Origin of the sequence: Pauljensenia sp. 20925_1_27 (assembly GCF_041432835.1) — a bacterium.
Classification (GTDB): Bacteria; Actinomycetota; Actinomycetes; order Actinomycetales; family Actinomycetaceae; genus Pauljensenia.
Map to the genome: position 1 here is coordinate 21,412 of NZ_JAPWAH010000016.1, position 24,250 is coordinate 45,661.

The window sequence follows — 24,250 nt, forward strand, 5'->3', positions numbered from 1 at the left end:
ACGTTACCGTCCCATCGTTGTTTCGGAAGTCGGGGAGGGCGTGGCAGACAGATCGCCCACACCCACCAGCTCGGTGGGCGGCCCCTGGCTAATGAGCTTACGGAAGCCCTCAATGGTCTTTTCGTCCGGCTCGGGCAGCGTCGCGACCAGCGCATCCAGCAGCGGCGCGTACGGGGAGTCCGCGGCGCGCAGCGCCGTGCGGATCACCTCGATGCCCTCACGGTTCGAGCGCAGCAGGCCCTCGGCCGTGCCCGTCTCGTCGAAGGCCGCGAACTCCAGGACCACCGGCAGGTGATCAGGCAGCTCCTCGCGGTCCATCTCGAAGCCGGCGCGGCGCAGCACCTCCTTGAACGCCAGGATTGCCTGGCCGCGTCCGCGAGTGTCGCCGTGCGTGTAGTACGTCAGGCCGAGCGCGCATCGGCGACGCTGGTCGAACGTCTCCACGTAGGTGGTCTGCATGGCGCGCAGGCCCGCGGCGCGAGCGTAGCTCACGAACGAGGCCAGGGCCGACGAGGCCGGCTCCGGCAGGTCCGCCAGAGCCTCCTCGACGGCGTTCAGCTTGGTCTCGAAGTCGTCCCCCGGGTAGTCCAGGAGGACCGAGACCGCCATGCGCACGCCGCGCGCGTCCTGCGGATCCATCTCCGTTTCCGGAGCGGCCGTAGGAATACGCGGAATGCCGACGAAAGTACTCATCGAACGACCTCAAGGGGGAGCATCTGGCGTCCCTCCGGCGACGAGCCACCCGTCGGGCGGTTCGACGTGCCGGGGGCCAGGCCGTGGAAGGCCTCGACGTCGTAGGACACCGGGCAGCCCTCGAGCTCCTTGATACCACGAGGCATCTCGGGGTGGGCGGTCGGGATGACGAAGCGGTCGTCGTACTTGGCGATCGACAGCAGTCGGTACATCTCCTTAACCTTCTCCGGGGTCATGCCCACGGAGGCCGGGATCTCCTCGTTCGTCGGGTTGTCGACGAAGACGTCGCGCATGTAGGAGCGCATCGCGGCGAGACGACGCAGCGCCAGCTCCACGGGAGCCGTGTCTCCGGCCGTGAACAGGCCGGCCAGGTACTCCAGCGGGATGCGCATCTGCGAGATGGCGGACAGCAGAACCTTGTGGTCCTCGCCGTCGCTGCCGGACGCCGTCACCTGGTCGACGACCGGGGACAGCGGCGGCACGTACCAGACCATCGGCAGGGTGCGGAACTCGGGGTGCAGCGGCAGGGCGACCTCGTACTCGGTGATGAGCTTCCAGATCGGGGACTGCTGCGCGGCCGTGATCCACGAGTGGGGAACGCCGTTGGCCTGAGCCTGGGCGACCACCTGCGGGTCATTCGGGTCGAGCAGGATCTCGCGCTGGGCCCGGTACAGGTCACGCTCGTCCTCCTGGGAAGCGGCCCAGGTGACGCGGTCCGCGTCGTAGAGCAGCACGCCCAGGTAACGCAGGCGGCCCACGCAGGTCTCCGAGCAGATGGTCGGCTGGCCGACCTCGAGGCGCGGGTAGCACAGCGTGCACTTCTCGGCCTTGCCCGTGTTGTGGTTGAAGTAGACCTTCTTGTAGGGGCAGGCCGACACGCACATGCGCCAGCCGCGGCACTGGTCCTGGTCAACGAGGACAATGCCGTCCTCTGTGCGCTTGTACATCGCGCCCGAGGGGCACGCCGACACGCAGGTCGGGTTCAGGCAGTGCTCGCAGATGCGAGGCAGGTAGAACATGTACGCGTCCTCGATGGTCTTCGCGACCTGGAGGTTCATCTGGTGCAGGACCGGGTCCTGATCCAGGGTCTCCATGGAGCCGCCGAGGTCATCGTCCCAGTTCGGGCCCCACTCGGGCTTGTCGATGTGCTCGCCCGTGATCGCGGACTTCGCGCGGGCCGTCGGGATCGCGCGGGAGTTCGCGGGCGCCTGGAGCAGCTTGTCGTACTCGTAGGTCCACGGCTCGTAGTAGTCCTTCATGGTCGGCTGCGTCGGGTTCGCGAAAATCTTCGCGAGCGAGGCGACGCGTCCGCCCTGACGGGGAACGAGGCGGCCCGTGGCGGTACGCTTCCAGCCGCCCTTCCACTTCTTCTGGTCCTCCCAGCCGCGGGGGTAGCCCACGCCGGGACGGGTTTCGACGTTGTTGAACCAGATGTACTCGGTGCCCTCACGGTTCGTCCACACCTGCTTACAGGTGACCGAACAGGTGTGGCAGCCGATGCACTTGTCGAGGTTCATCACCATCGCGATCTGAGCCATGACCTTCATCAGAACTGCACCTCCTGGGAGCGGCGGCGGATAACCGTGACTTCGTCGCGGTTATTGCCGGTGGGACCGTAGTAGTTGAACGCGTAGGCGAACTGCGCGTATCCGCCGGCCAGGTGGGTCGGCTTAATAAAGATTCGTGTCAGCGAGTTGTGCGTGCCGCCGCGCTTGCCAGATTCCTCGTTCAGCGGGGTGTTGATCTGGCGATCCTGGGCGTGGTGCATGAACACCGTGCCCTCCGGGATGCGGTGGGAGACAACGGCGCGAGCCGACACGGTGCCGTTACGGTTCTTCGCCTCGATCCACTCGTTGTCGCGCACGCCGATCTTCTCAGCGTCGGCCGGGCTCATCCACACCGTCTGGCCACCACGACCCAGCGTCAGCATGTACGGGTTGTCGTAGTACTGGGAGTGGATGGCCCACTTGTTGTGGATCGTCAGGTAGCGCACCGCGACCTCGGCCTGACCCGGCTGACCGGGACGGTGGTCGCCGACGGGACGCTCACCGTAGATGTGCGCCAGATCGAGCGGGGGACGGAAGATCGGCAGGGACTCGCCCATGTCCATCATCCAGTCGTGGTCGACGTAGAACTGCGGGCGGCCCGTGAGTGTGTGCCACGGCTTGCGGCACTCGACGTTCTGCACGAAGGCGCTGTAGCGGCGGCCGCCGTGCTCGGAGCCCGACCACTCGGGGCTGGTGATAACGCTGCGCGGCTGCAGGACGGTGTCCTGGTAGGTGATCTTCTTTTCTTCGTCACCTTCGGCCAGGAACGCCATCTCGTTGCCGACGCGCTTTTCCAGCGTGCGGAAGCCCTGAACGGCCAGCGAGCCGTTCGTGGTGCCCGAGAAGCGCAGCGCCATGTTCGCCGCCTTGATCGCGGTGTCACACAGGGGCGCACCCTCGCCGGCGTTGCCGTCCATGGGCGCGCGGCCGTTGAGGTCGCCGAGCTGCTCGTACGCCTCCTGCACGTTGTACGCCACGCCCTTCGAGGCCAGGCCGGCCTTGGGCAGGAGCGGTCCCATGCGGTCGAACTTGTAGCCGACCTGCGTGTAGTCGCGCTCGATCGGGACCAACTTCGGCATGGTCTTGCCGGGCGTCCACGTCTGCTCGGGGACGACGCCGCTCGCCATGGTCATGGCGTCCGGGGAGTCGTGACCCAGCGGGACGGCGACGACGTCCGTCTGCGTCCCCAGGTGGTCGGCGGCCAGGCGTCCCACGAGGTGCGCCAGCGTCTGGAACACCTCGAAGTCGGTGCGCGCCTCCCACGGCGGGTTCACGGCCTCGTCGAAGCAGTGCATGAAGGGGTGCATGTCCGTGGAGGACAGGTCGTGCTTCTCGTACCACGTGGCGGCCGGCAGCACGACGTCGGAGTGCAGCGTCGTCGAGGTGTTACGGAAGTCCGCGACCCACATGAGGTCGAGCTTGCCGGGGTGAGCGTCGCGCCAGTTGACGGTCGCGGGACGGTTGCCCTCTTCCAGCTCCTGCGCGTTGACCTCGTTGCCGGTGCCCAGCATGTGGCGCAGGAAGAACTCGGTGCCCTTCGCGGACGATCCGAGCAGGTTCGTACGCCAGTTCGCGAGGATCTTCGGGACGTTGTGGTGGGCGTCCGGGTCCTCAATCGCGAACTGGAGGCGACCCTCACGCAGCTCCTGGGACACGTACTGCGCCGGAGCCATGCCGGCCTCGGCGGCCTCGCGACCCAGCTGGGTCGAACCCTTGGAGAACGTCGGGTAGCAGGGCATCCAGCCGCGCTGAACCGACTCGACGAGCGTGTCGACCAGCTGCTTGCCGTCCAGGTGCGAGGACTTGATCGGGTTCGCCATCGCCGAGGCCGGGGCCCCGTCGTAGCGCCACTGGTCGGTGGTCATGTAGTACCAGCCGGTGGAGATCATCTGGCGCGGCGGGCGCGCCCAGTCCAGGGCGAAGGTGAAGGAGCCCCAGCCCATGATCGGGCGGACCTTCTCCTGACCCACGTAGTGGGCCCAGCCGCCGCCGTTGCGGCCCTGGGTGCCACACATTTCCGTGAGCGCCAGGAACGTCCGGTACATCTGGTCGGAGTGGTAGTAGTGGTTCGTGCCAGCGCCCATGAGGATCATGGAACGGCCCTGCGTCTCGACCGCGTTCTGTGCGAACTCGCGGCCGATCTTGATGGCCGCTCCGGCGGGAACCGAGGTGAACTCCTCCTGCCACGCGGGGGTGCCCGGCGTGGAGGCGTCCATGTAGTCGGTGGGCCACTGGCCCGGCAGGCCCTCGCGCTCAACCGCGTAGTGGGCCAGCATGATGTCGTACACCGTCGTCACGAGGCGGCCGTTGACGCGGCGCGCGGGTACGCCACGCAGGACGTAGCCGCCACCGACCGAGGCCTGACCGTCAGCTGCCGGCAGGTCGAAGCGCGGCAGAGCGATCTCGACGCCCTCCCACTCGTTCGTGTCCATGATGGACATGACCGGCTCGACACCCTCGAGGTTGAGGTTCCAGTGGCCTGCGCCCTCCTCGCCGAAGCGATCGGCGAGCGTGCCACCCGGGTCCTTGACCGTGCCGTCGGCCTCGATAACGAGGGGACGGAACTCGTTGTTCTCGGTGCGCTCGGTCGTGCCCTCGGGCATCTTGGCGGCCGTGAGGAACTTGCCGGGTACCAGCGTCGTCGGGGCGACGCCCTCGTGGGCACCCTCGCCGACCTCGCCGATCTCCACCAGGAACGGGCCGTCCGTGTAGCGCTTCATGTAATCGAGGAACATGGGCTCGCGCTTGCCGACGTGGAATTCCTTGAGGATGACGTGACCCATGGCCTGGGCCAGGGCGCCGTCCGTGCCGGGCTGGACGCGCAACCAGTCGTCCGCGAACTTCGTGTTGTCCGCGAAGTCTGGGGACACGACGACGACCTTCTGGCCGTGGTAGCGGGCCTCGGCCATGAAGTGGGCGTCGGGGGTACGGGTCAGCGGCAGGTTGGTGCCCCACATGATGAGGTACTGCGAGTTGAACCAGTCGCCGGCCTCGGGCACGTCGGTCTGGTCGCCGAAGACCTGCGGGGAGGCCGGCGGGAGGTCCGCGTACCAGTCGTAGAAGGACAGCATGGTGCCGCCGATGAGCTCGTGGAAGCGGGCGCCCGCACCGTAGGAGATCATCGACATGGCGGGGATCACCGAGAAGCCGGCGATGCGGTCCGGGCCGTACTGCTTGATCGTGTGCACGTAGGCGGAGGCGACGATCTCCATCGCCTCTTCCCAGGACACGCGGACCATGCCGCCGCGGCCACGCTGCGACTTGTAGGCGCGCGCCTTCTCCGGGTCCTCAACGACCTCGGCCCACGCGTCGACGGGATCCCCGAGGCGCTTCTTGGCCTCGCGGAACATGTCGAGCAGGACGCCGCGCACGTAGGGGTACTTGATGCGGGTCGGCGAGTACTCGTACCACGAGAACGCCGCGCCACGCGGGCAGCCGCGGGGCTCGTACTCGGGCATGTCGGCGCCGGTCGACGGGTAGTCAGTCTGCTGGGTTTCCCAGGTGATGACGCCGTCCTTGACGAAGATCTTCCACGAGCACGAGCCCGTGCAGTTCACGCCATGGGTGGAGCGCACGATCTTGTCGTAGCTCCAGCGGTCGCGGTAGAAGGAGTCGCCTTCGCGGCCGCCCTCGAGGAAGAGCTGGCGCGCGTCGGCGGACGCTTTGCCGCGACGCAGCCACGAGCCGAGCGCGAACAGTGTCGCGCCGGTCGCGGGCTTGACCTCGCCGTCGTAGGTCGGGAAGGTCATATCGGATTCGAGATTCGTCATGGGGTGCTCCTAAGAGTCGATTGACGAGGCAGTGGCAGGTCCGTTCGGCACCGCGCAGTGCCGGGTGGATCAGCCGGGGAACGGGGCGTTCTTGCGCGCGTACATGATCCAGCACAGGACCGAGCACAGGGCGCAGAAGATGGCGCATCCGAGGAAGAAGGCCCAGGCGCCGCCGGTGCCGACCGCGGAGAGGGCGACGCCGACGAGGAAGGGGCCGAGGGATGCGATGGCGGAGGTGAAGCCGATGGCGCCGCCGGCCTGGCGGGCCGGCATGATCATCGGCATCTGCTTGAAGGTGCCGGCGTTGCCGAAGCCGGAGAACAGGAACATGGTGAGCATGAGCGCCATGAAGATGTAGAAGTCGGTCCAACCGGTGGGGTTGTACAGGACCCAGGCGATGCCGCCCAGGGTGATCGCCATGCCGACGCCGGAGATGAAGGTCCAGATGGCGCCGCCCATGCGGTCGCAGAAGATGCCCCAGGACATGCGGATGATCGAGCCGATGAGAGGACCGAGGAAGGCGAAGGTCGCGCCCTTGACACTCAGGCCGAGGGTGGAGTCACCACCGAACTGATTGTTAATGAGGAGAGCGAAGACGGCGGAGAAGCCGGAGAAGAGGCCGAAGGTCATGACGTAGAGGATGGTCATGTACCAGGTGTTGGGGTTGGAGAAGATGTCCAGCTGCTGCTTGATGTTGGCCTTGACGGGCACGTCGCGCAGCCAGATGAAGGCGAGGATCGCGGCAACGAGGCACCACGGAATGAAGAAGATCGCGGCGTTGTAGACCCAGATGCTCTCACCGACGTGGTCACCTTTCACCTGCGTCTGCGGGGCCAGCCAGGTCATGCCGAAGAGGCCGAAGCCCATGAGGATGGGGCCGACCAGCTGGATGACAGACATGCCGAGGTTGCCGATGCCGCCCTGCAGGCCGAGGGCCGTCCCGGCGAGGCGCTTGGGGAAGAAGTAGCCGGTGGAGGGCATGTAGCCGGAGAACGAGCCGCTGCCGATGCCACACATGAAGGCGAGGGTCAGCAGGACCCAGTAGGGGGTCGTCTTGTCCTGGACCGCGAAGAACCAGCCGGCCATGGGGATGATGCACAGCAGGGAGGTGATGCCCACGAGCTTGCGGGTGCCGATGAGCGGGGGCAGGAACATGTAGATGAGGCGCAGGATGCCGGCGGCCAGGCCGGGGAGGGCGGTCAGCCAGTACAGCTGCGACTTGTTCAGATCGAAGCCGAGAAGCGTCAGCTTCGGCGCGATCGCGCTGGGCAGCAACCACACGCAGAAGGCCAGGATCAGCGAGTAGGTCGTGATCCACAGCGTGCGCCACGCGAGCTTCGAGTCCCACTTGGACTCGTCGTTGGGGTTCCAGTCAGTGAGCAGGTAGCGGCTCTTCTTGGCCGCAGGTTCGGTCGCGCTCATGGCTCTCCTCGGGTCTGAAGGGAGTCCGGGCGCGGGCGTGCGCCGGACATTCTTTAACACGGAGGCTACCAATTGAAATGACGTAACCCACAAGAACGCATTGGGACGTGCATCACCCTTGCGAGAACTAGGAAAAGTCTTGCCGCTAGGGACGTTATACCCGACGACAAACAAGCAATTTACCGCCGTTAGAAAACACCGGCATTACGGAAATTAAGGGAGGTTACCCGCCAATACGACTCATCGTGCGCGACGGGCGCGCGAAGGCATCGAGGTTGAGGCCGTGCGCGGCAGGCTTCGTCCACATCGCATCGGCCCATCGAGCGGCAATCTGAGCGTCGTCTCCCCCACCGCGCAGCAGGTCGCGCAGCGAGGTCTCCTCGGTGGAGAACAGGCAGGAACGCACCATGCCATCGGAGGTGAGGCGCGTGCGATCGCAGGCATTGCAGAACGGGTCAGAGACGGAGGCGATGACGCCGAGCCTCTTGCTCGGGTCACCGTCGACGATCCAGCGTCCCGCCGGCGAATGCGGGTCCTCGCGCGGCGCGGGAGTCAGCGTGTGGCGGGTCCCCATGATGTGCAGGATCTCGTCGGCAGTCAGGATGTTCTGGCGATCCCACGTGTCCGCCGGGCCGATCGGCATCTGCTCGATAACGCGCAGCTCGATGCCCAGGTCCAGGCAGTAGTCGACCAAGTCAGGCAGGTCGGCCTCGTTCATGCCGCGCAGCACGAGGGTGTTGACCTTAATGGGACTCAAGCCCGCGCGGGCGGCAGCCTCGATACCCTCCAGAACATCGCCGAGTCGGTCGCGGCGGGTGATCGCCGCGAAGTGCTCGGGGTCCAGCGAATCAAGCGAAATGTTGACGCGGTTCAGGCCCGCATCCTTCAGCCCCTGGGCGCGCTTGGCCAGGCCGAGCGCATTTGTCGTCAGAGCCAGGTCGAGCGGCTTCCCCTCGTCGGTGCGCAGGTGGGAGCACTCGGTAATGATCCCCTCGAGGCCTCGGCGCAGAAGCGGCTCACCTCCCGTGAAGCGCACCTGGCGGATCCCCAGCATGTCCACGCCGATGCGAATGAGGCGCACAACCTCCGCGTCCGTCAGCGTTTCCTCGGTGGGCAGCCAGTCCAGGCCTTCGGGGGGCATGCAGTAGGAACAGCGCAGATTGCAGCGGTCGGTGAGCGACACGCGCAGGTCGCGGGCCACGCGTCCGAAGGTGTCGACGAGCCGCAGCGGCGCGTCGCACGCCACCGCATCTGCCGCCTGAGAGGCGGAAACGAACTCGACAGACATGGCGCAACCCTACCGCGATTTGCCCTGTGTCCGCCCCTCGAAAAACCGAGCGCGAACGGTGACACGCAGCCCCTGCCTCGTCGCTGAGAGAAACGAGACAGCGGCCGGCGCTGACGAACTGGCGGACTTGACGGCTACCGTTGCCCCACGACCAATGCACCAATCACTAGGAGAATCATGCGCGCCGTCGTCATGCACGAGCCCGGCAATGTCACCGTCGAAGAGATGCCGATGCCGACGATCCTGGAGCCCACGGACGCCATTATTAAGCTGGCGGCCACCTGCATCTGCGGCTCGGACCTGTGGCCCTACCGCGGTTTGGAGCCCGTCCACGAGAAGCGCATGGGCCACGAGTACGTCGGAACAGTCGTCGAGGTGGGCGCGGCCGTCACGACCGTCAAGCCCGGCGACTTCGTCGTGGGTTCCTTCTGCATTTCCTGCGGCGAGTGCGCGACCTGCCGCTCCGGCTACCCCTCGCGCTGCACGACCGCCGCCGCCCAGGGCGACGCCTTCGTCGGCATGCGCGCCGGCGGCACCCAGGCCGAGTACGCCCGCATTGCCCTCGCTGACGGCACGCTCGTCAAGACGCCCGAAGCCCCCACGCCCGAACAGCTCCCCTCGCTCCTGGCTGCCTCCGACATCCTCGGCACCGGCTGGTTCGCCGCCGACGAGGCCGGGGCCGCCCCCGGGAAGACCATCGTCGTCGTGGGCGACGGCGCCGTGGGCCTGGGCGCGATCATCGGCGCCAAGCAGCTGGGTGCATCCCGCATCATCGCGATGTCGCGCCACGCGGACCGCCAGGCGCTGGCACGCCAGTTCGGAGCGACCGACGTCGTCGAAGAGCGCGGCGAGGAGGGCATCGCGCGCATCAAGGAACTGACCGACGGCCTGGGCGCCGATGGTGTCGTCGAGGCGGTGGGCAACGAGGCGTCCTTCGATCAGGCGCTCGGCTGCGTGCGCCCCGGTGGTCACCTGTCCTTCGTGGGCGTTCCCCACGGCGTCTCCCTGGATATGAGCCGCATGTTCGCCGCCGAGGTGCACATGTTCGGCGGGCCGGCCGCCGTGCGCAAGTATCTGCCCACCATGATCGACCTGATCTACCGCGGCGAGATCAACCCGGGTACCGTCTTCGACCTGGTCCTGCCGCTCGAGCAGGCCGCCGAGGGCTACGCCGCGATGGATGAGCGTCGCGCCACGAAGGTGATGCTCACCGTCTGATTCTGTTGCATGCCAGCGGTCTCGTGGGCTTCTGATCCGAACGCCGCCATAACGACCGCGTCCGTGCAGTCACATGCTGCACAGCTTCGTTGCCCGGGCAGCCCCGCCACCTCGCGGGGCTGCCCGGTGTCGTTTGCACGCAACGCCACCGACTGAGACTCCACGAGGGGGTTTTGCACTACACCAAGCCTCCCACCGGCACGTCGCCGGCGTGTCGAACCGCCTTGTAGTGCAATTCCCCCCGTGCTCCCACTGCCGAACCCACCCCACGCCTCGTGACACCACGCACAAACGGCGCACCGATGCACCCAAACCCGCGCACCGCCGAGCCACACATGAACATCATTAATGATTAAATAAAATTAGAAGCATCAAACCGCACCGAATTGAAACGTAAAGCTCTAGAATTCACTCATGAGCCAAGAAGTCAGGGGCAACGACGCTCCTTTCGTCCTCGACGCCGTTGAACGCGCGATCATTCGCGTGCCGCGCTCCAGCCACCACGGCCTCACAAAGATACCGACGGCTGTAAGAATCGCGGGCAGGACGTACCTCGATCTCGCGCGCCTCGAGGGCATAGACGCCAGCCAGCTTCCGGAGGTCATGCTCGCCGCACGCCTCTATCACCTCGCACACACGCACCGTGCCATGGTGGTCACCGGACAATGCGCACTGTGGGCACACGGATACGGGTCCGTCCCTCGCATACCTGCGCTCACTATTGCTTCCTCAACGTCAACCCATTCGGTCCAACTACCCGCAGTCTCAGTCGGCACGCATCATTTCGAGCCGATAACGATCACACCGAGTCGCGTTCGTCGATTACCGCCAACCGCCGACGCACGTGGCCTCCACATCGAAAGCCTCGAAGCAGCGCAGGTCACCGTCGCACGAACATCACCGAACCGGAGAGCCGCCTTCACCCAGCTCTGCATGATCGGTAATGCCTTCACTCACTTCGATAACTTCCACCTCACAGACTCACGCCGACACGAGAAGTACTGGAAAGAGTTACTGAGCGTAGAGCTTACGCGTCTTGGCAATAGGGCTCGGGGCCGCTCTCAAGCACAGTGGATCATCGCCCATGCTGATGCCGGATGCGCCTCCCCCGGAGAAGCACGCGTGCTGTATGAGCTGTGCGCAGCAGGCCTCACCGGCATGCGCACACAGGTCGAGGTCCACACGCGGGGCCGTCGTTACTTCATCGATTGCGCCTTCCCCGCCGAGAAAGTCGGCATTGAGTTCGACGGACGCGCCAAATACGGTGATAACCCGGGCAGTATTCACGCCTCACTCGCCCGCGAGCGCGAACGCCAACGCCACCTCGAGGCCGAGGGCTGGCACATTATCCGCGTCGGATGGCACGATCTGGACCACCCCGATGAGCTTGTTGCGCAGGTCCGCGCGGCGCTCGCCGCGCGCCTTGGGTGAGACGAGGTGAGAACTGGGTTGAGACGACGTGAGAGCTGTCGACTCAACGGGGGTTTTGCACTACACCAAGCCTCCCAACGGCGCGTCGCCGGCGTGTCGAACCGCCTTGTAGTGCAATTCCCCCCGTACTCCCACTGCCGAACCCGGCCCACGCCTCGTCCACGCGCGCGGGGCAACCGACCACGCAGCGCACACACGACCGCCATCCCGTCACGATGCCCAGGCTGACACAAGTGCCGACACAAGTACCGACCGACACCGTCGCACCACCCGCCATCCGCCGCCTACGTCCCTCCCCCACGCCACCTGGCTCTACACTGGACACATGCACGATCCCACCTTGTCTACCGCGCAGCATCGCGAGCTGATCGAGGCGCTGGCGCATAGTCATGTCCTCCCTCACGACACGCTTCCCGTCGAGGAGTGCCTGGGTCGCCGCCTGGCGGTCGACGTCCGCTCGCTGATCCCGCTGCCGCCGTTCACGAACTCCGCGATGGACGGGTTCGCGGTGCGTCGGGAGGACCTGGCGGGCGAGGGCCCGTGGACCCTGCCCGTCGCCGGTGATATTCCGGCGGGCGACACCCGCGACAATCGCCTTGAGGCGGGGCAGGCGTGGCGCATCATGACGGGCGCCCCCATCCCGGCTGGCGCGGATACCGTCGTGAAGGTCGAGCAGACGGATCATGCGGCGGGCATCGCGCAGGCGCCCGAGACGGTGGAGATCCGCGTTGCCCCGAAGCTGGGCGAGAACGTGCGTGTTGCCGGCGAGGCCCTCGCGGCTGGCTCCCCGGTCCTGGAGGCGGGACGCGTCCTGGATGGGGCGGCGCTGGCGGCCGCGACCTCGGTCGGGCACGGCACCCTGACGGTTCTGCCCCGGCCCCGCGTCATCGTCGTGTCGACGGGCACGGAACTCAAGCGCGCCGGCGAGGCCCTCGAGCGCGGCCAGATTCCCGATTCGAATGGCATCCTGCTTCGCGGCCTCGTCGAGGAGGCCGGCGGGCAGGTCGTCGCTCACCTGCGCACGGGTGACACCCCGGCCGAACTGCGCCACGCCCTCGACACGGCACCCGAGGCCGACCTGGTCCTGACCGCCGGCGGCATTTCGGCGGGCGCGTACGAGGTCGTGCGTCTCATCCTCGGCACGGACGCAGGATTCCACCACGTCGCTCAGCAGCCGGGCGGCCCGCAGGGCGTGGGGTCCACGCCGGTGTGCCCGGGCGGCCGCGAGACGCCGATCATCTGCCTGCCGGGCAACCCGGTGTCGGTCTTTACGACGTTCCACATGTACGTCGCGGGTGCGCTGGCGGTCATGTCGGGCCTCGTCGCCCCCGAGCGCGGCGCGACCGCCCCGAGCGGCATCCACGCCCGCGCGCGCACCAGGTGGGACTCCCCGTCCGGAAAGACGCAGTTCATCCCGCTTCGCTTCGTCTCCGCCCCCGGGCACGAGGCCGGGGCCCGCACCGGGGACGAGGCCGGGACCCGCTGGGTGGAGCCGGTGCACTCCCTGGGGTCGAAGTCGCACCTGGTGGCTTCGCTGGCGAACGCGGAGGCAATCGGCGTGGTCGCGCCGGAGATCGAGACGGTCGAGGCGGGCCAGGAGCTGGCGGTCGTCCCGCTCGTAGGCTGACCCCGCTGCCCGTAAGAGCTCACCCCGCTGCTCAGACATAACGAAAGGAAATCCGTGAAGTTTACACACCTGAACGAGGACGGTGCCGCCTACATGGTGGACGTGACCGCGAAGAATCCGACGGTGCGCCAGGCGAGCGCCGTGTGCCGCGTGGATTGCTCACCCGAGGTCATGCAAGCCCTGCGTGACGGCACAGTCCCGAAGGGCGACGTCCTGGCGGTGGCGCGCGTGGCCGGCATTTCGGCGGCGAAGCGCGTCCCCGAGCTGCTGCCCCTCGCACACACGATCGGCGTGCACGGCTGCGCGGTGGACCTGAGCCTGGAGGACGATCACGTGGCGATTCGCGCGACCGTGCGCACGGCTGACCGCACGGGCGTGGAGATGGAGGCGCTGACCTCGGTGACGGTGGCGGCTCTCGCGATCGTGGACATGGTCAAGGGTGTGGATCGCTCCGCTCGCATCCGCGAGGCGAAGATCGTGGCGAAGTCGGGCGGTCGCAGCGGCGACTGGGTGCGCCCGGAGGACCCGCAGGACTGAGACGCCCCGAAACGTACGCCGTCACGTACGCAGGCCGCCCGAAGCGCACGCGCCGGGCGGCCTCGTCGTATCAGCGGGTTGATCAGGCTCGCGGGTGGTCGCCGCCCGCGAGCTGGTCGATGATGTGGGCGACGAGCGGGCCGATGACGGCCACGGTGTCGGTGACGCCTCCGCGGGAGCCGGGGGCGTTCACGACGAGGGCGCCCTCGGGCGAACGTGCGGTGACGCCGACGAGGCCTCGCGAGAGGGCGGCGGAGGCGACCTTTTCTTCGCCGCGGCGCCGAATCGCGTCGGTGAGGCCGTCGATGCGCGTCACGAGGAGCGGCTCGGTCGCCTCGGGGGTGACGTCGCGGGGCGCGAGGCCGGTGCCGCCGGTCGTGAAGACGAAGCGGGCGCCGTCCTCGACGGCTGCGGTGATCGCTGCGCGGATGGCGTCGACCTCGTCGGGGACGATCTCGACCGACGCCTCGATGTCGTGGTCTGCGAGGAGGCGCGCGGCGAGGGGCCCGGAGAGGTCCTCGGCGACGCCGGCGGAACAGCGGTCGGAGACAGTGATGACGCGTGCGGGAATCATGTCAGTGGCGGGCGTTGCCGTGGCGACGCCCGGAGCGGCGCACGCGGATCCCGGAGGTAATGGGGTCGACGTCGTTGAACTGGCGCGGGGAGAGCTCGTAGTCGACGCGCCGCGCGGGCTCGGGTTCGAACGCCTGCGGGAGGGGACGCTGCGGGCGCTCGTTCACACGCTTCTGGGCACGCTGGGGGAATACGGGTGGCGCGGGAATCGGCTCGTCCGCGACGGTCGCGTCCGCGGCGGCCGGAGGCCGGGGCGTACTCTCACGCAGCGGCTGGGCGAGCGGGCGGCCGGGCTGCGCGGGCGTGTAGAGCCCCTCGGGCACGGTCGCGGTGGGGCGCACGTGGACGGGGCGGATTTGGGGGACGGATTTGGTGACGGGGCCGCGTGTGGTGTCGGGCGACACGGCGGGCATGACGGGGGCGGCGCTGCGGTAGGGCGGCTGCGAGGGCGGGGTCTGCGTCGCGGGCGCAACACTTTCGCCCGCGGGGATGTCGGCGGGGTTGTCGGCGTTGCCGGAGACACGCTCGGAGAAGGGGCGGCCCGCCCGACGAGGCAGGGGCGAGGCCTCGGTCCCACGGTGACGGCTGGGCGTGTGCGCGGAGTGCGAGGGTGCCGCCGGGATTGCGGGCGCCGCCGGAGCAGCGGGGACCGGGGCTGCGGGGGCTTCGGGCGTCACGAGCTGAGCGGGAACGCCCTCGTGGCGAGGCGCATTCTCGAGCGCGGGCTTCTCGGCGCGGACCGCCGCGGGCACCTCGTCCTCCTCGTAGGGGACAACGGGGGGCGCGGGGATAGCGTCGGGCTCGTGGACGGGGGCCTGGACGACGGGCATTTCGTCGGCACTGCGGCAACCGAGGAAAAAGGAACGCAGCTGCATGGCGGCCTCTTGGGCGAGGACTCCGCCGATCACCTCGGTCGGGTGGGGCATGCGGGCGTCGCGCAGGACGTCGCGCAGGGAGCCAGCGGCACCTGCCTTCGGGTCCCACGCGCCGAAGACAACGCGGTCGACGCGGGAGGCGAGAATGGCACCCGCGCACATCGTGCAAGGTTCGAGGGTGACGACGAGCGTGCAGCCCGTCAGACGCCAGGTTCCCCTGGCGCGACCAGCCTCACGCAGCGCGACAATTTCGGCGTGACCAGCGGGATCGTGGTGCGCCTCGCGGCAGTTCCACCCGCGGCCGATGATCCGGCCGTTTTCGTCGACGACGACGGCCCCGACGGGGACATCTCCCGTCTCGCGGGCGCGGTTGGCCAGGAAAAGGGCCTTCCCCATTGCTTCGCGGTACTGCTCATTCACGGTCACACTACTAGCTTACCGGCCAAATCAGTGTTGGGATAGTTGGAGTCCACAGTGGCTTGTGAGCTTCATGTGACGCATGAGTCGACGTTGCCCGGATCCGGACGCGGTGCCCACCCCACCGACAGTCGCGCGGATCAGAGCTGACCGGCCACGGCCTCGTCCCCGACGCACCAGGGTGCACATCCACCGGCGGACAAGGTAGCCTATAACCATGCGCCTCCACGTTGCCAATCACCCCCTGATCACCCACAAGCTCACCGTTCTGCGCGATCGCGAAACGCCGTCGGCGACGTTCCGCCAGCTCGTGGACGAACTGGTCACTCTGCTCGCCTACGAGGCGACCCGCGAGGTGGCCGTCACCGAGACCCCCATCGAGACCCCCGTTGCCCCCACGGTCGGCCTGAAGCTCTCCGAGCCTCGCCCGATCGTGGTCCCCGTCCTGCGCGCAGGCCTGGGCATGCTCGAGGGCATGACCCGCATGCTGCCCACGGCCGAGGTTGGCTTCCTGGGCATGCGCCGCGACGAGGACACCCTGGAGATCGAGACCTACGCGAACCGCCTGCCCGACGACCTGTCGGGCCGCCAGTGCTTCATTCTCGACCCCATGCTGGCCACCGGTCACACCATGGTCGCCGCCACCAACTACCTCTTCGAGCGCGGCGCGAAGGACGTAACCTGCGTGTGCATCCTGGCCGCTCCCGAGGGCATCAAGACGCTCGAGGACGCGATCGGCGACCGCGCCGACGTGAACGTGGTCGTCGCAGCAGTCGACGATCACCTCAACGAGAAGTCCTACATCGTCCCCGGCCTGGGCGACGCGGGCGACCGCCTGTACGGCATCATCGACTGACGGACGTTCTCACAAGCGTCACGGCGCGAGGCGTGAAGTCTCGCGTGCGAGGCAGCTAACGCCACGCGAGGGGTGGTGGCGGGACCCAGGTCCCGCCACCACCCCTCGTATTTACCTATTAATCGACGCATAAACTAACCGTCGTGGCTATTTGTAGCCTATTTTTCCTAATGACAGCCTTATGTGACCTTAAACGCTAAGAGTTCATCAGCCTCGAAAATACCGCGTGAGCGTTTCATGCTTGTCACATGGCACTGATTCAGACCAATCCCAAGCGCCGCCGCTACGGCGTCGCAGCAATCGCAGGTGTTCTCGGCGGCATCGTCTCCGCCATCGTGAAGTTCGGCTGGGAGGTGCCGCTGCCTCCGCGTACGCCCGAGCGCAACGCCACCAACCCGCCCCAGGAGCTGCTCCAGCAGCTGGGCGTCCCGGAGAGCGTCACGCACCTGTCCTACACCTTCAACGGTAACGAAGGACTCCCCTGGATCTCCTTCATCGTCCACTTCTCGTTCTCGATCGCCTTCGCGGTTCTCTACTGCGTGCTCGCCGAGCGCTTCCCGCAGATCAAGCTCTGGCAGGGTGCCGCCTTCGGTATCTTCGTCTACGTGGCCTTCCACGTCGTCCTCATGCCGCTGATGGGCACCGTCCCAGCGCCCTGGAACCAGCCCTTCGCGGAGCACTTCTCCGAATTCTTCGGCCACATCATCTGGCTGTGGGTCATCGAAGTCTTCCGCCGCGACATGCGCAACCGCATCACGCACGAGCCAGACGCCGAGTTCCCGCTCGAGGCACGCACCAACTGACGCGCGCCGCTCACGCGGACATACGGGTGGCCCCCGGAACCCTTGGGTTCCGGGGGCCACCCGCTTACCTGCGCGAACCTTACGTCCGCGATCCGTCAGCCTCGACGCCTGCGCGCCCCGGCCTCGCAGGTCAGAACGCCGGGATGACCGAGCCGTCCGACCAGGTCTGCTCGATGTACTGCTTCACCTGATCGGAGTGCAGGAGCTTCTCGAGCTTGGCGATCGCGTCGGCCTTCTTCGAATCCTTCTTCCACACGAGGACGTTCACGGCCGGGTTGTCGACCGGGGACTCGACGACGAGGGCGTCGCTGCTCAGGCTCAGGCCGCCCTCCTGGGCGAAGTTACCGTTGATGACCGCGTAGTCGAAGTCCTCGAGCGAGCGGACCAGCTGCGGGCCCTCAACCTCGTTGAAGGAGAAGTCCTTCAGCTTCGTGACGGTGTTGACGTTGACGTCGCCCTCACCCTCGGGGATGGACACGAGGCCCTGGGTGGCCAGCAGGCGCAGCGCGCGCTCCTGGTTGGAGGTGTCGGAGATGATGCCGATCGTGCCGCCGTTGGGCAGCTCGTCCAGGGACTTGTGCTTCTGGGAGAAGACGCCGAGGGGCTCGAGGTGAATACCCTCGCCGGCCTCGAAATCGTAGCCGGCCTGCTTCTCCGCGTTCTCCAGGTAGGGGACGGTCTGGTAGAAGTTGGCGTCGAGCTCACCGTCGTTGAGCGCCGTGTTGGGCTGAACGTAGTCGGTGTACTCAACGATATTGAGCTTGATGCCCTCGGCCTCGGCCAGGTTGTCGTTGATGTAGGTGAGGATCTTCGCGTGGGGCGAGGGGGTCGCGCCCACGGTCAGGGTGACGACGTCCGAGGAGGAGCTGGACGCATCGGAGGAGGTGGAGCCCGAGCCGCCGCAGGCCGCCAGGCCGAGGGAGGCAACGGCGGCCAGCGCGAGGGCCGCGAAGGAACGATGACGCATGATGTTTCTCTTTTCTGTGGTCGTCGATGGGATGGGACGAGGCCGGGGTGGCCTCGGGTGGACAAGGGTGTGCGTGCGCCTCAGCGCGAGCGGTGGTCGACCGCCCGCGAGATGAGGTCGCCGATCAGCTGGATGACCTGGACGATGATGATGATCGCGATGACCGTGGAGATCATGACGTCGTCCTGCCAGCGGTTGTAGCCGTAGTTGATGGCCATCTGGCCCAGGCCTCCGCCACCGACGGCACCCGCCATCGCGGAGTAGCCGATGAGCGTGATCGCCAGCGTCGTGATGGACTGGATGAGGGAGGGCATGGCCTCGCGGATGAGGACTCCCCAGCGAATCTGCCGGTTGGAGGCACCCATCATCTGGGCGGCCTCGACCTTGCCCGGGTCGACGGCCAGGAGGTTCGTCTCCACGAGGCGCGCGAAGAAGGGCGCGGAGAGGATGACGAGCGGCACGACGGTGGCCAGCGAGCCCGTGGACTTGCCGACGATCATCTTGGTGACCGGGATCAGCATGATGATGCCGATGATGAAGGGCAGGGAGCGCACGATGTTCACGACGAAGGACACGGCCTGGTACACGCCCTTGTTGGGGGTGAGGCCGCCCTTGCCGGTCTGGACGAGGAGGAGGCCGAGGAGCGTTCCGATGATGACCGCGAAGAGCGTCGACAGGCCCGTCATCATGAGGGTCTCGAGGATCGCTGGGACGAACTTCTGGGTGAGGGCGGGGTTGTCGAGCCACGTCGGGTCGCCCTTGCCCGTCGGCTGGAGCGCTTGCGCGGCGGTCGCGGCGGCGAGGTATGCGGTGGTCATTGGGTCCTCACTTCCGCGTGAACCTTGTTCTTACGCAGCTGCTCGATGATCTTGTCGGCGTGGTACGCGGGGACGGTGAGGGCCAGGCGGCCCACCTGCACGCTGCCGAGGGACTCGAAGGTTCCCGCGGTGACGTCCGCGCCCATGGACGAGGCCAGGTGCAGGACGGTCGCACCCGTCGGGACACCCGGATGCGAGGTGAAGACGACGTCGAGGAGGACGGTGCTCTTCGTCAGGCCATCCAGGCTCGTAGCCCCGGGGGCGGGGACGGTCTCGACGACGGGCATGGGGACCAGCTCGCGGGCCAGCGGGGTCGAGGGATCGGCGACGACCTCTTCGAGGGGGCCGGTCTGCAGGACCTGGCCATGGCCGAGGAGGGTCACGGAGTCACAGATCTCGCGGACGACGGCCATCTCGTGGGTGATGATGACGACGGTGACGCCGGCGACGTCGCGCACGCGGCGCAGCAGGGAGAGGATCTGGGCGGTCGACTCCGTGTCGAGGGCACTCGTCGGCTCGTCGCAGAGGAGCACAGCCGGGTCGTCGGCCAGGGCGCGGGCAATGCCGACGCGCTGACGCTGGCCGCCCGACAGCTGAGACGGGTAGGAGTCGCCCCGGCCCTCGAGCCCCACGAGGGCGAGGAGTTCCTCGACGCGCTGACGGCGCTGCGCACGAGGCACGCCGGCGAGCTTGAGCGGGTAGCCGATGTTGTCGGCGGCAGTGCGAGCGTCCAGGAGGTTTGCGGCCTGGAACACCATGCCGATGCGACGACGGGCGGCGCGCAGCGCGGAACCCGACAGGGTCGACAGGTCGAGGCCGTCGACGACGATGCGGCCCTCGGTGGGCTTCTCGAGCGCCGTCAGACACCTGATGAGCGTGGACTTACCCGCACCAGAACGGCCGACGATCCCGTGGATCGAACCGCGATCGACGTGCAGGTTTACCCCATCGAGCGCGACGACCTGGCCGCCGCCTTTCACGGGGTAGATCTTGGACACCCCGGTGAGGTCAATCATGTGCTTCTCCGTTACTGGGCCCCGCGGCCCGCATCATCAGCATATGAGGGCCAGCGGCGTCAGCGCTCGGAATGCTGTTACAAAACTCCGTATCGTGGCTAAACCCTCACCGAACAGCCCACATCGCGGCTGTAGTTACGCGGAAAACTCCCTATCCGGCGCAAGCGATACCCACGAGCGCCCTGCATCCCCTCTTCCATCCCCTCCTCCTGCATCCCCTCCTCCTGCATCCCCTCCTCCTCCCTGATCCCGCCCCCGGCCTCGTCCCCCACCCCCAAAAGTCGCATGCAATTTGGCTACCCTTACTTTTCTTAGGACCCGAGAAAGCGTTGCAATCCCAACGATCACAATTCAAATTCTGAAATAGACGCAGGGGAATTGCATGCGACATTTTGGGTAAGGATGAGCGCAGGCCAGGCCTGCGCTCAGTCGCGCGCAATGGCTGATAACAAGCAAAGCCAGATAACAAACAGAGCCAGATAACAAGCAGAGCCCGGAACGCCCCGACGAGGCTCACGCGACGGCGATGCCCGCGAGCGCCGCTCCCCAGGAGGCCGCCCAGGTACCCAGCGCGAGCGCCAACGAACGTCCTCGGAATCCGTCGGCCCACAGGGTCACAGCGTCCACGAGAGCGGTCGAGAACGTCGTGAAGCCACCGAGGAACCCCGTCGACACGATCGGCATGATGCTCGCTGGGGCAAGCTGCGTTGCCACCCCGGCCAGGAAACACCCGATCACGTTCACCACCAGGATGCCGAGCTTCGCCCCCGCCGGGTCACCCCACGAGTCCAGGGCGCGCTGCACACCACGATCCAGCCAGAAGCGGGCGCACGCGCCCACGCCGCCAGCCAGGGCCACAAACAGGAACGTCACCGGGCTCACGCTCGCTCCCCCTCGTCGTTCACGGACGTCGCAGAAACCGAGGAGGCAGCTGAGGCCGCCGAGGGGCCGCACAGCCACTCCCCCACGCGCATCCCCACCCAGGCGCACGCTCCGCCCAGGGCGAGGAGACCCAGGGACTGAGAGACGGCCTCGACAATGCCGTTGAGCGACACGTAGCCCACCGACGCGACAATGTACGTCCCGTACGTGGTGAAAGCGCCCGCGAAACCAGTGCCAACCAGGAGCTTCAGAGTCTTCAACGACGCCGGATCCCCCGCGCCGCGCGCGAGGCGCCCCGCCACCCACGCGGCGAGCGTGCCCAGGAGGAACGCGCCCACCACGTTGACCGTCAGCGTCGACCACGACAGGAAAAGGCCGGGCACGGGCGAGGCCTTCGCCACCTCATCCAAGCCGGCGCGCGCCGCCGTCCCCACGACGCCACCCACGAAAACCGCCACCCAGTCGGGCACTCGAAAACTCACCATGCACCCACTGTACGCCTGCGACCCTAGCGCCCGGGGAGGCGGATCCCGGGAGGCGGCCACAGCCTCGTACACTGGGCGCATGACGAACACCGGACGATTCGCGCCCTCCCCCACGGGCGACTTCCACCTGGGCAACCTGCGCACCGCGATCCTCGCGTGGGCGTGGGCGCGCACGACCGGGCGGCGGTTCGTCCTGCGCATCGAGGACATCGACCGGGAACGCGCCGGGTCCGCGGGGCACCAGATCGAGGACCTGCAAGCGATCGGCATCGACTGGGACGGCGAACCCCTCATCCAAACCGCACGGGCCGACGCCCACGAGGCCGCCCTGGCGTCGCTGGCCGCGCGCGGCCTCATCTTCGAGTGCTACTGCACGCGCCGCGACATCCGCGAGGCCGCCTCCGCGCCGCACGTGCCGCCCGGCCACTACCCGGGCACATGCCTGTCGTTGAGTGAGTCGGAGCGCGACGAGAAGCGCGCGTCTTTGGCCGCATTGGGGCGCAAGCCCGCGCTGCGCCTCGCCGCGCCATCACCCGAGTGGACCGTGTTCGATGAGCTGCACGGCTCCTACACCGGGCCCGTCGACCACTTCGTCGTACGTCGCGCCGACGGCGTGCCCGCCTACAACCTGGCAGCCGTCGTCGACGACGCCTACCAGGGCGTCGACCAGGTCGTGCGCGGCTTCGACCTGCTCTCCCAGGCACCCGCGCAGGCGCAGCTCGCGCACCTGCTGGGCACGCCCGAGCCGACCTACGCGCACGTGCCCCTCGCGCTCGCGCCCTCGGGGGCGCGCCTAGCCAAGCGCGACGGCGCGGTCACGCTCGCCGATTTACGAGGCCTGGGCTGGTCCACCACCGACGTCGTTTCTTTTATCGGGTCGTCCCTGGGAGTGCCCGGGGCGCGTTGCGCCTCCGACATCGCGGATGCGCTGGGGATTTCCGGATTGCGTTCCTTGTCGACCGAGCCGTGGGTCGTGACGCCGCCCAGTTCCTGAGGTTTTGCTTCGTACGCCCTGCCGGGTTGCTCTGTTTGCCCTGCCGGGCCGGGCTGCTTGATGTGCCCGTGGGCGGCGGCCCGCCCGCTCACCGTCCGCGCCGCGAGCTTCGCTCGGCGCGTCGACTCGTTGTCCGGCCAGGCCCTCCGGCACCCTCCACACCAGTGGCACCTGGTGGCTGATCGGTTGCTCGGAGCGTCGCCTCGTTCTCCACCCTGGCCCGCGGCCCAACGGCACCACAGCCAGGCCCGACCATCATCCCGTAGGCCTCGCATCCCTCATCGCTGGGTCTACCACCAATTTCGCATGCAATTCCCTCGCAATTGTTTCAAACTATGAATTCACAGCGTTGGAATTGCAACGTTTTCACACTTTGTTGAATCTTCACCAAATCGAATTGCATGCGAAATTTATGGAGCCGGGCCCCGCCACCGCCGCGAGCTTCGAAAGTGGGATCCTTCAGCGATGCAGCCGCTTCCGATCGTGCGGCTAACCCTGTGCATGTGCTGCCACCCCTGCAGTGCTCTGCGTCTGAGCACTATCCGGATAGGTTATGCACACGTGGATAGGTTATGCGCATCCGGATAGGTTAATAAGCTATCCGGATGCTCGTTACCTATCCGCGTGCGTGTTGACGCCTGGGAGCTGCCCACCCACGGGCGCGGTGACCAGTCCCAACATCTCACCGCTGTCCTCCACGAGTTGCGCAGCGGCCTCCAACCGGGCCGCGGGACAAAACTCTCCCCGCTCAGCTTGCTCGCAGCCAAAACGGGACAAAACTCTCCCTGCATGCGCAAAACGACCCAAAATGCGCGTATTTTGGCGAGCAGGGCGAATTTTGTCACGCAAGCACCCCCAACCGGCCACGCCGGGCGAATTTTGTCACGGAATACGCTCCACAGCGGCAATGCCGGACGAGTTCCGTCTCGCCTTCAGCTGCGCGGCCGCACGTTAACCCTTGAAAGTGCGCCTGAACCCCTTGATACGCACCTAAACCACTAGACATGCACGTGGGCGGCGCTGCCCGCACACATGTCGTCGGGCCCAGGTGCAGGTCATCGGGCCTGCATGCGCCAGGGGCCCATACACAGGGCTTGACGCAGTATTCACAGGAACGAGGCAAACACAACCAACTAAAATCGTGACTTTCCCGCGCAACAAAGCCGAAAAGTCACCCCTCTAGCAACACGATTTGTCCATCCTCATAGTTGGTCCCAACCAACTAAAACACCGACTTTCCCGCACCAGAAAGCCGAAAAGTCGGGTTATAGGACATTTCGTGTTGCTGGGGTTAGTCCCAGGTGTTGTGGTAGGGGGTGGTGTGGTGGAGTTCGTTGAAGCAGATTGCGTCGCCCCAGCCGGGGATGGTGCCGGTGGCTTGGTGGGTTTGACAGGCCTGGTACCAGGCATTTTCGAGGGCTGCATCGGTGGGCATGGTCGCCAGAATCCTCGCTGCTGGTTGCGGGTGAGGAGAGTGGATGTAGCACCACCAAAACACGGCTTTCATGCGTCGGGTCAGGCGCATGCCGCGGTGGTCGCGCAGCATCTGGCGTAGGCGCGCGTTCGTGCTTTCGATCTGGTTGGTCATCGCGGGCATCTGATGTGTCCAGGTGGGGTCCAGGTACGTGAACAAGAGCCCCTGGGAGATGAGCTTGTTGAGGCTGTTACGAGCCCGCACGAGACGTTCGTGGGTGTATTCCCATCCTCCCTCAGGCCTGCGTGTTTTCTCCTCCAAGAAGCCCTTCCAACGCGTGCACCACCCCTGGTAGGCGCCTATCCATTCCTGAGCACCTTCGATGTCTGTCACGTGGGTAAGTTGGCGTCCCAGAGCGTATAAGCTGCGCGAGGCCTCCAGTTTGGGGCGCGTTGTGGTGGCTTGACGGATACGGCAATACGCGTGGAAGGTGCAGCGTTGCACGCGCGTGGTCGGCCAGACCTTCTTGCACGCCCTCGCAAACCCGCTGCCCCCGTCGGTGATGACCAGGGCTGGGGGCGCGATCCGACTCATGAGCGCGCCCCAGGCCCGAGAAT

At 66.9% G+C, this 24,250-nt stretch carries 20 protein-coding genes; 7 read left to right on the forward strand and 13 right to left on the reverse strand.

Annotated features, from left to right (window positions below; genetic code table 11):
• Positions 1–3: 3 nt before the first annotated feature.
• The 5 genes from narJ to moaA all read right to left on the reverse strand — a co-directional run bounded on the left by narJ (position 4) and on the right by moaA (position 8,720).
• The gene (gene narJ, locus O3684_RS08290) at positions 4–693 is read right to left on the reverse strand and encodes a nitrate reductase molybdenum cofactor assembly chaperone (RefSeq protein ID WP_048776045.1); all 690 of its coding nucleotides are present in this window, start codon (positions 691–693) and stop codon (positions 4–6) included.
• A complete protein-coding gene (gene narH, locus O3684_RS08295; RefSeq protein ID WP_500066265.1) occupies positions 690–2,240 on the reverse strand; it encodes a nitrate reductase subunit beta in 1,551 nt (516 codons plus the stop codon). The genes narJ and narH overlap by 4 nt, the downstream gene beginning before the upstream one ends.
• Complete coding sequence (locus O3684_RS08300; protein ID WP_500066267.1) at positions 2,240–6,010, reverse strand: nitrate reductase subunit alpha; 3,771 nt, start codon at positions 6,008–6,010, stop codon at positions 2,240–2,242. Before O3684_RS08300 ends, narH begins: the two co-directional genes overlap by 1 nt.
• 69 nt (positions 6,011–6,079) lie before the next feature.
• Positions 6,080–7,432, reverse strand: a complete 1,353-nt coding sequence (locus O3684_RS08305; RefSeq protein WP_455957030.1) for an MFS transporter — start codon at positions 7,430–7,432, stop codon at positions 6,080–6,082.
• Positions 7,433–7,655: 223 nt separating this feature from the next.
• Positions 7,656–8,720, reverse strand: coding sequence for a GTP 3',8-cyclase MoaA (moaA, locus tag O3684_RS08310; protein WP_500066270.1), 1,065 nt, complete (start codon positions 8,718–8,720; stop codon positions 7,656–7,658).
• Positions 8,721–8,897: 177 nt separating this feature from the next.
• On the opposite strand from moaA, the gene O3684_RS08315 reads away from it, so the two are divergent.
• The 4 genes from O3684_RS08315 to moaC all read left to right on the forward strand — a co-directional run bounded on the left by O3684_RS08315 (position 8,898) and on the right by moaC (position 13,533).
• Positions 8,898–9,938, forward strand: coding sequence for a zinc-dependent alcohol dehydrogenase family protein (locus O3684_RS08315; RefSeq protein ID WP_500066271.1), 1,041 nt, complete (start codon positions 8,898–8,900; stop codon positions 9,936–9,938).
• Between the two features lie 414 nt (positions 9,939–10,352).
• Complete coding sequence (locus O3684_RS08320) at positions 10,353–11,369, forward strand: endonuclease domain-containing protein (protein ID WP_500066272.1); 1,017 nt, start codon at positions 10,353–10,355, stop codon at positions 11,367–11,369.
• 325 nt (positions 11,370–11,694) lie between these two features.
• Positions 11,695–12,996, forward strand: coding sequence for a molybdopterin molybdotransferase MoeA (locus tag O3684_RS08325; protein WP_500066273.1), 1,302 nt, complete (start codon positions 11,695–11,697; stop codon positions 12,994–12,996).
• A 54-nt stretch (positions 12,997–13,050) separates the two neighbouring features.
• Positions 13,051–13,533, forward strand: a complete 483-nt coding sequence (gene moaC, locus O3684_RS08330; RefSeq protein WP_003791807.1) for a cyclic pyranopterin monophosphate synthase MoaC — start codon at positions 13,051–13,053, stop codon at positions 13,531–13,533.
• 82 nt (positions 13,534–13,615) lie between these two features.
• On the opposite strand, the gene O3684_RS08335 is transcribed toward moaC, so the two are convergent.
• Positions 13,616–14,107: a MogA/MoaB family molybdenum cofactor biosynthesis protein gene (locus O3684_RS08335; RefSeq protein WP_500066275.1), complete on the reverse strand. Its 492-nt coding sequence runs from the start codon at positions 14,105–14,107 to the stop codon at positions 13,616–13,618.
• A 1-nt stretch (position 14,108) separates the two neighbouring features.
• Positions 14,109–15,407 carry a tRNA adenosine(34) deaminase TadA gene (gene tadA, locus O3684_RS08340; protein WP_500066276.1) on the reverse strand — a complete coding sequence of 433 codons (1,299 nt, stop codon included), beginning with the start codon at positions 15,405–15,407 and terminating at the stop codon, positions 14,109–14,111.
• 208 nt (positions 15,408–15,615) lie between these two features.
• Here tadA and upp point away from each other — a divergent pair, with 208 nt between their 5' ends.
• Positions 15,616–16,254 carry a uracil phosphoribosyltransferase gene (gene upp, locus O3684_RS08345; protein WP_500066277.1) on the forward strand — a complete coding sequence of 213 codons (639 nt, stop codon included), beginning with the start codon at positions 15,616–15,618 and terminating at the stop codon, positions 16,252–16,254.
• 248 nt (positions 16,255–16,502) lie between these two features.
• Positions 16,503–17,057, forward strand: a complete 555-nt coding sequence (locus tag O3684_RS08350; protein ID WP_500063215.1) for a YagU family protein — start codon at positions 16,503–16,505, stop codon at positions 17,055–17,057.
• Positions 17,058–17,187: 130 nt separating this feature from the next.
• Here O3684_RS08350 and O3684_RS08355 read toward each other — a convergent pair whose 3' ends face one another.
• The 5 genes from O3684_RS08355 to O3684_RS08375 form a co-directional block, all read right to left on the reverse strand.
• Positions 17,188–18,024 carry a MetQ/NlpA family ABC transporter substrate-binding protein gene (locus tag O3684_RS08355; RefSeq protein WP_500066278.1) on the reverse strand — a complete coding sequence of 279 codons (837 nt, stop codon included), beginning with the start codon at positions 18,022–18,024 and terminating at the stop codon, positions 17,188–17,190.
• An 80-nt stretch (positions 18,025–18,104) separates the two neighbouring features.
• On the reverse strand, positions 18,105–18,842 hold the full coding sequence (locus tag O3684_RS08360) for a methionine ABC transporter permease (protein ID WP_500066280.1): 738 nt from the start codon (positions 18,840–18,842) through the stop codon (positions 18,105–18,107).
• Positions 18,839–19,858: a methionine ABC transporter ATP-binding protein gene (locus tag O3684_RS08365; protein ID WP_500066281.1), complete on the reverse strand. Its 1,020-nt coding sequence runs from the start codon at positions 19,856–19,858 to the stop codon at positions 18,839–18,841. Before O3684_RS08365 ends, O3684_RS08360 begins: the two co-directional genes overlap by 4 nt.
• Positions 19,859–20,371: 513 nt before the next feature.
• Entirely contained in the window at positions 20,372–20,740 is a 369-nt protein-coding gene (locus O3684_RS08370) for a fluoride efflux transporter FluC (protein ID WP_500063211.1), read from the reverse strand.
• Positions 20,737–21,225 (reverse strand): fluoride efflux transporter FluC, encoded by a 489-nt coding sequence (locus O3684_RS08375; protein WP_500066283.1) that lies wholly within the window; start codon positions 21,223–21,225, stop codon positions 20,737–20,739. The genes O3684_RS08370 and O3684_RS08375 overlap by 4 nt, the downstream gene beginning before the upstream one ends.
• Before the next feature lie 79 nt (positions 21,226–21,304).
• On the opposite strand from O3684_RS08375, the gene gluQRS reads away from it, so the two are divergent.
• Positions 21,305–22,219: a tRNA glutamyl-Q(34) synthetase GluQRS gene (gene gluQRS, locus O3684_RS08380; RefSeq protein ID WP_500066285.1), complete on the forward strand. Its 915-nt coding sequence runs from the start codon at positions 21,305–21,307 to the stop codon at positions 22,217–22,219.
• A 1,291-nt stretch (positions 22,220–23,510) separates the two neighbouring features.
• Here the strand turns inward: gluQRS and O3684_RS08385 are convergent.
• Positions 23,511–24,250 (reverse strand): transposase (locus O3684_RS08385; RefSeq protein WP_500066287.1); only part of this gene is annotated, 740 nt, incomplete at its 5' end.

Excerpts from the sequence above, each read along its gene's own strand:
- narJ (WP_048776045.1), bottom strand. The coding sequence starts at position 693 with ATGAGTACTTTCGTCGGCATTCCGCGTATTCCTACGGCCGCTCCGGAA.
- narH (WP_500066265.1), bottom strand. The coding sequence starts at position 2,240 with ATGAAGGTCATGGCTCAGATCGCGATGGTGATGAACCTCGACAAGTGC.
- O3684_RS08300 (WP_500066267.1), bottom strand. The coding sequence starts at position 6,010 with ATGACGAATCTCGAATCCGATATGACCTTCCCGACCTACGACGGCGAG.
- O3684_RS08305 (WP_455957030.1), bottom strand. The coding sequence starts at position 7,432 with ATGAGCGCGACCGAACCTGCGGCCAAGAAGAGCCGCTACCTGCTCACT.
- moaA (WP_500066270.1), bottom strand. The coding sequence starts at position 8,720 with ATGTCTGTCGAGTTCGTTTCCGCCTCTCAGGCGGCAGATGCGGTGGCG.
- O3684_RS08315 (WP_500066271.1), top strand. The coding sequence starts at position 8,898 with ATGCGCGCCGTCGTCATGCACGAGCCCGGCAATGTCACCGTCGAAGAG.
- O3684_RS08320 (WP_500066272.1), top strand. The coding sequence starts at position 10,353 with ATGAGCCAAGAAGTCAGGGGCAACGACGCTCCTTTCGTCCTCGACGCC.
- O3684_RS08325 (WP_500066273.1), top strand. The coding sequence starts at position 11,695 with ATGCACGATCCCACCTTGTCTACCGCGCAGCATCGCGAGCTGATCGAG.
- O3684_RS08335 (WP_500066275.1), bottom strand. The coding sequence starts at position 14,107 with ATGATTCCCGCACGCGTCATCACTGTCTCCGACCGCTGTTCCGCCGGC.
- upp (WP_500066277.1), top strand. The coding sequence starts at position 15,616 with ATGCGCCTCCACGTTGCCAATCACCCCCTGATCACCCACAAGCTCACC.
- O3684_RS08350 (WP_500063215.1), top strand. The coding sequence starts at position 16,503 with ATGGCACTGATTCAGACCAATCCCAAGCGCCGCCGCTACGGCGTCGCA.
- O3684_RS08355 (WP_500066278.1), bottom strand. The coding sequence starts at position 18,024 with ATGCGTCATCGTTCCTTCGCGGCCCTCGCGCTGGCCGCCGTTGCCTCC.
- O3684_RS08360 (WP_500066280.1), bottom strand. The coding sequence starts at position 18,842 with ATGACCACCGCATACCTCGCCGCCGCGACCGCCGCGCAAGCGCTCCAG.
- O3684_RS08365 (WP_500066281.1), bottom strand. The coding sequence starts at position 19,858 with ATGATTGACCTCACCGGGGTGTCCAAGATCTACCCCGTGAAAGGCGGC.
- O3684_RS08375 (WP_500066283.1), bottom strand. The coding sequence starts at position 21,225 with ATGGTGAGTTTTCGAGTGCCCGACTGGGTGGCGGTTTTCGTGGGTGGC.
- gluQRS (WP_500066285.1), top strand. The coding sequence starts at position 21,305 with ATGACGAACACCGGACGATTCGCGCCCTCCCCCACGGGCGACTTCCAC.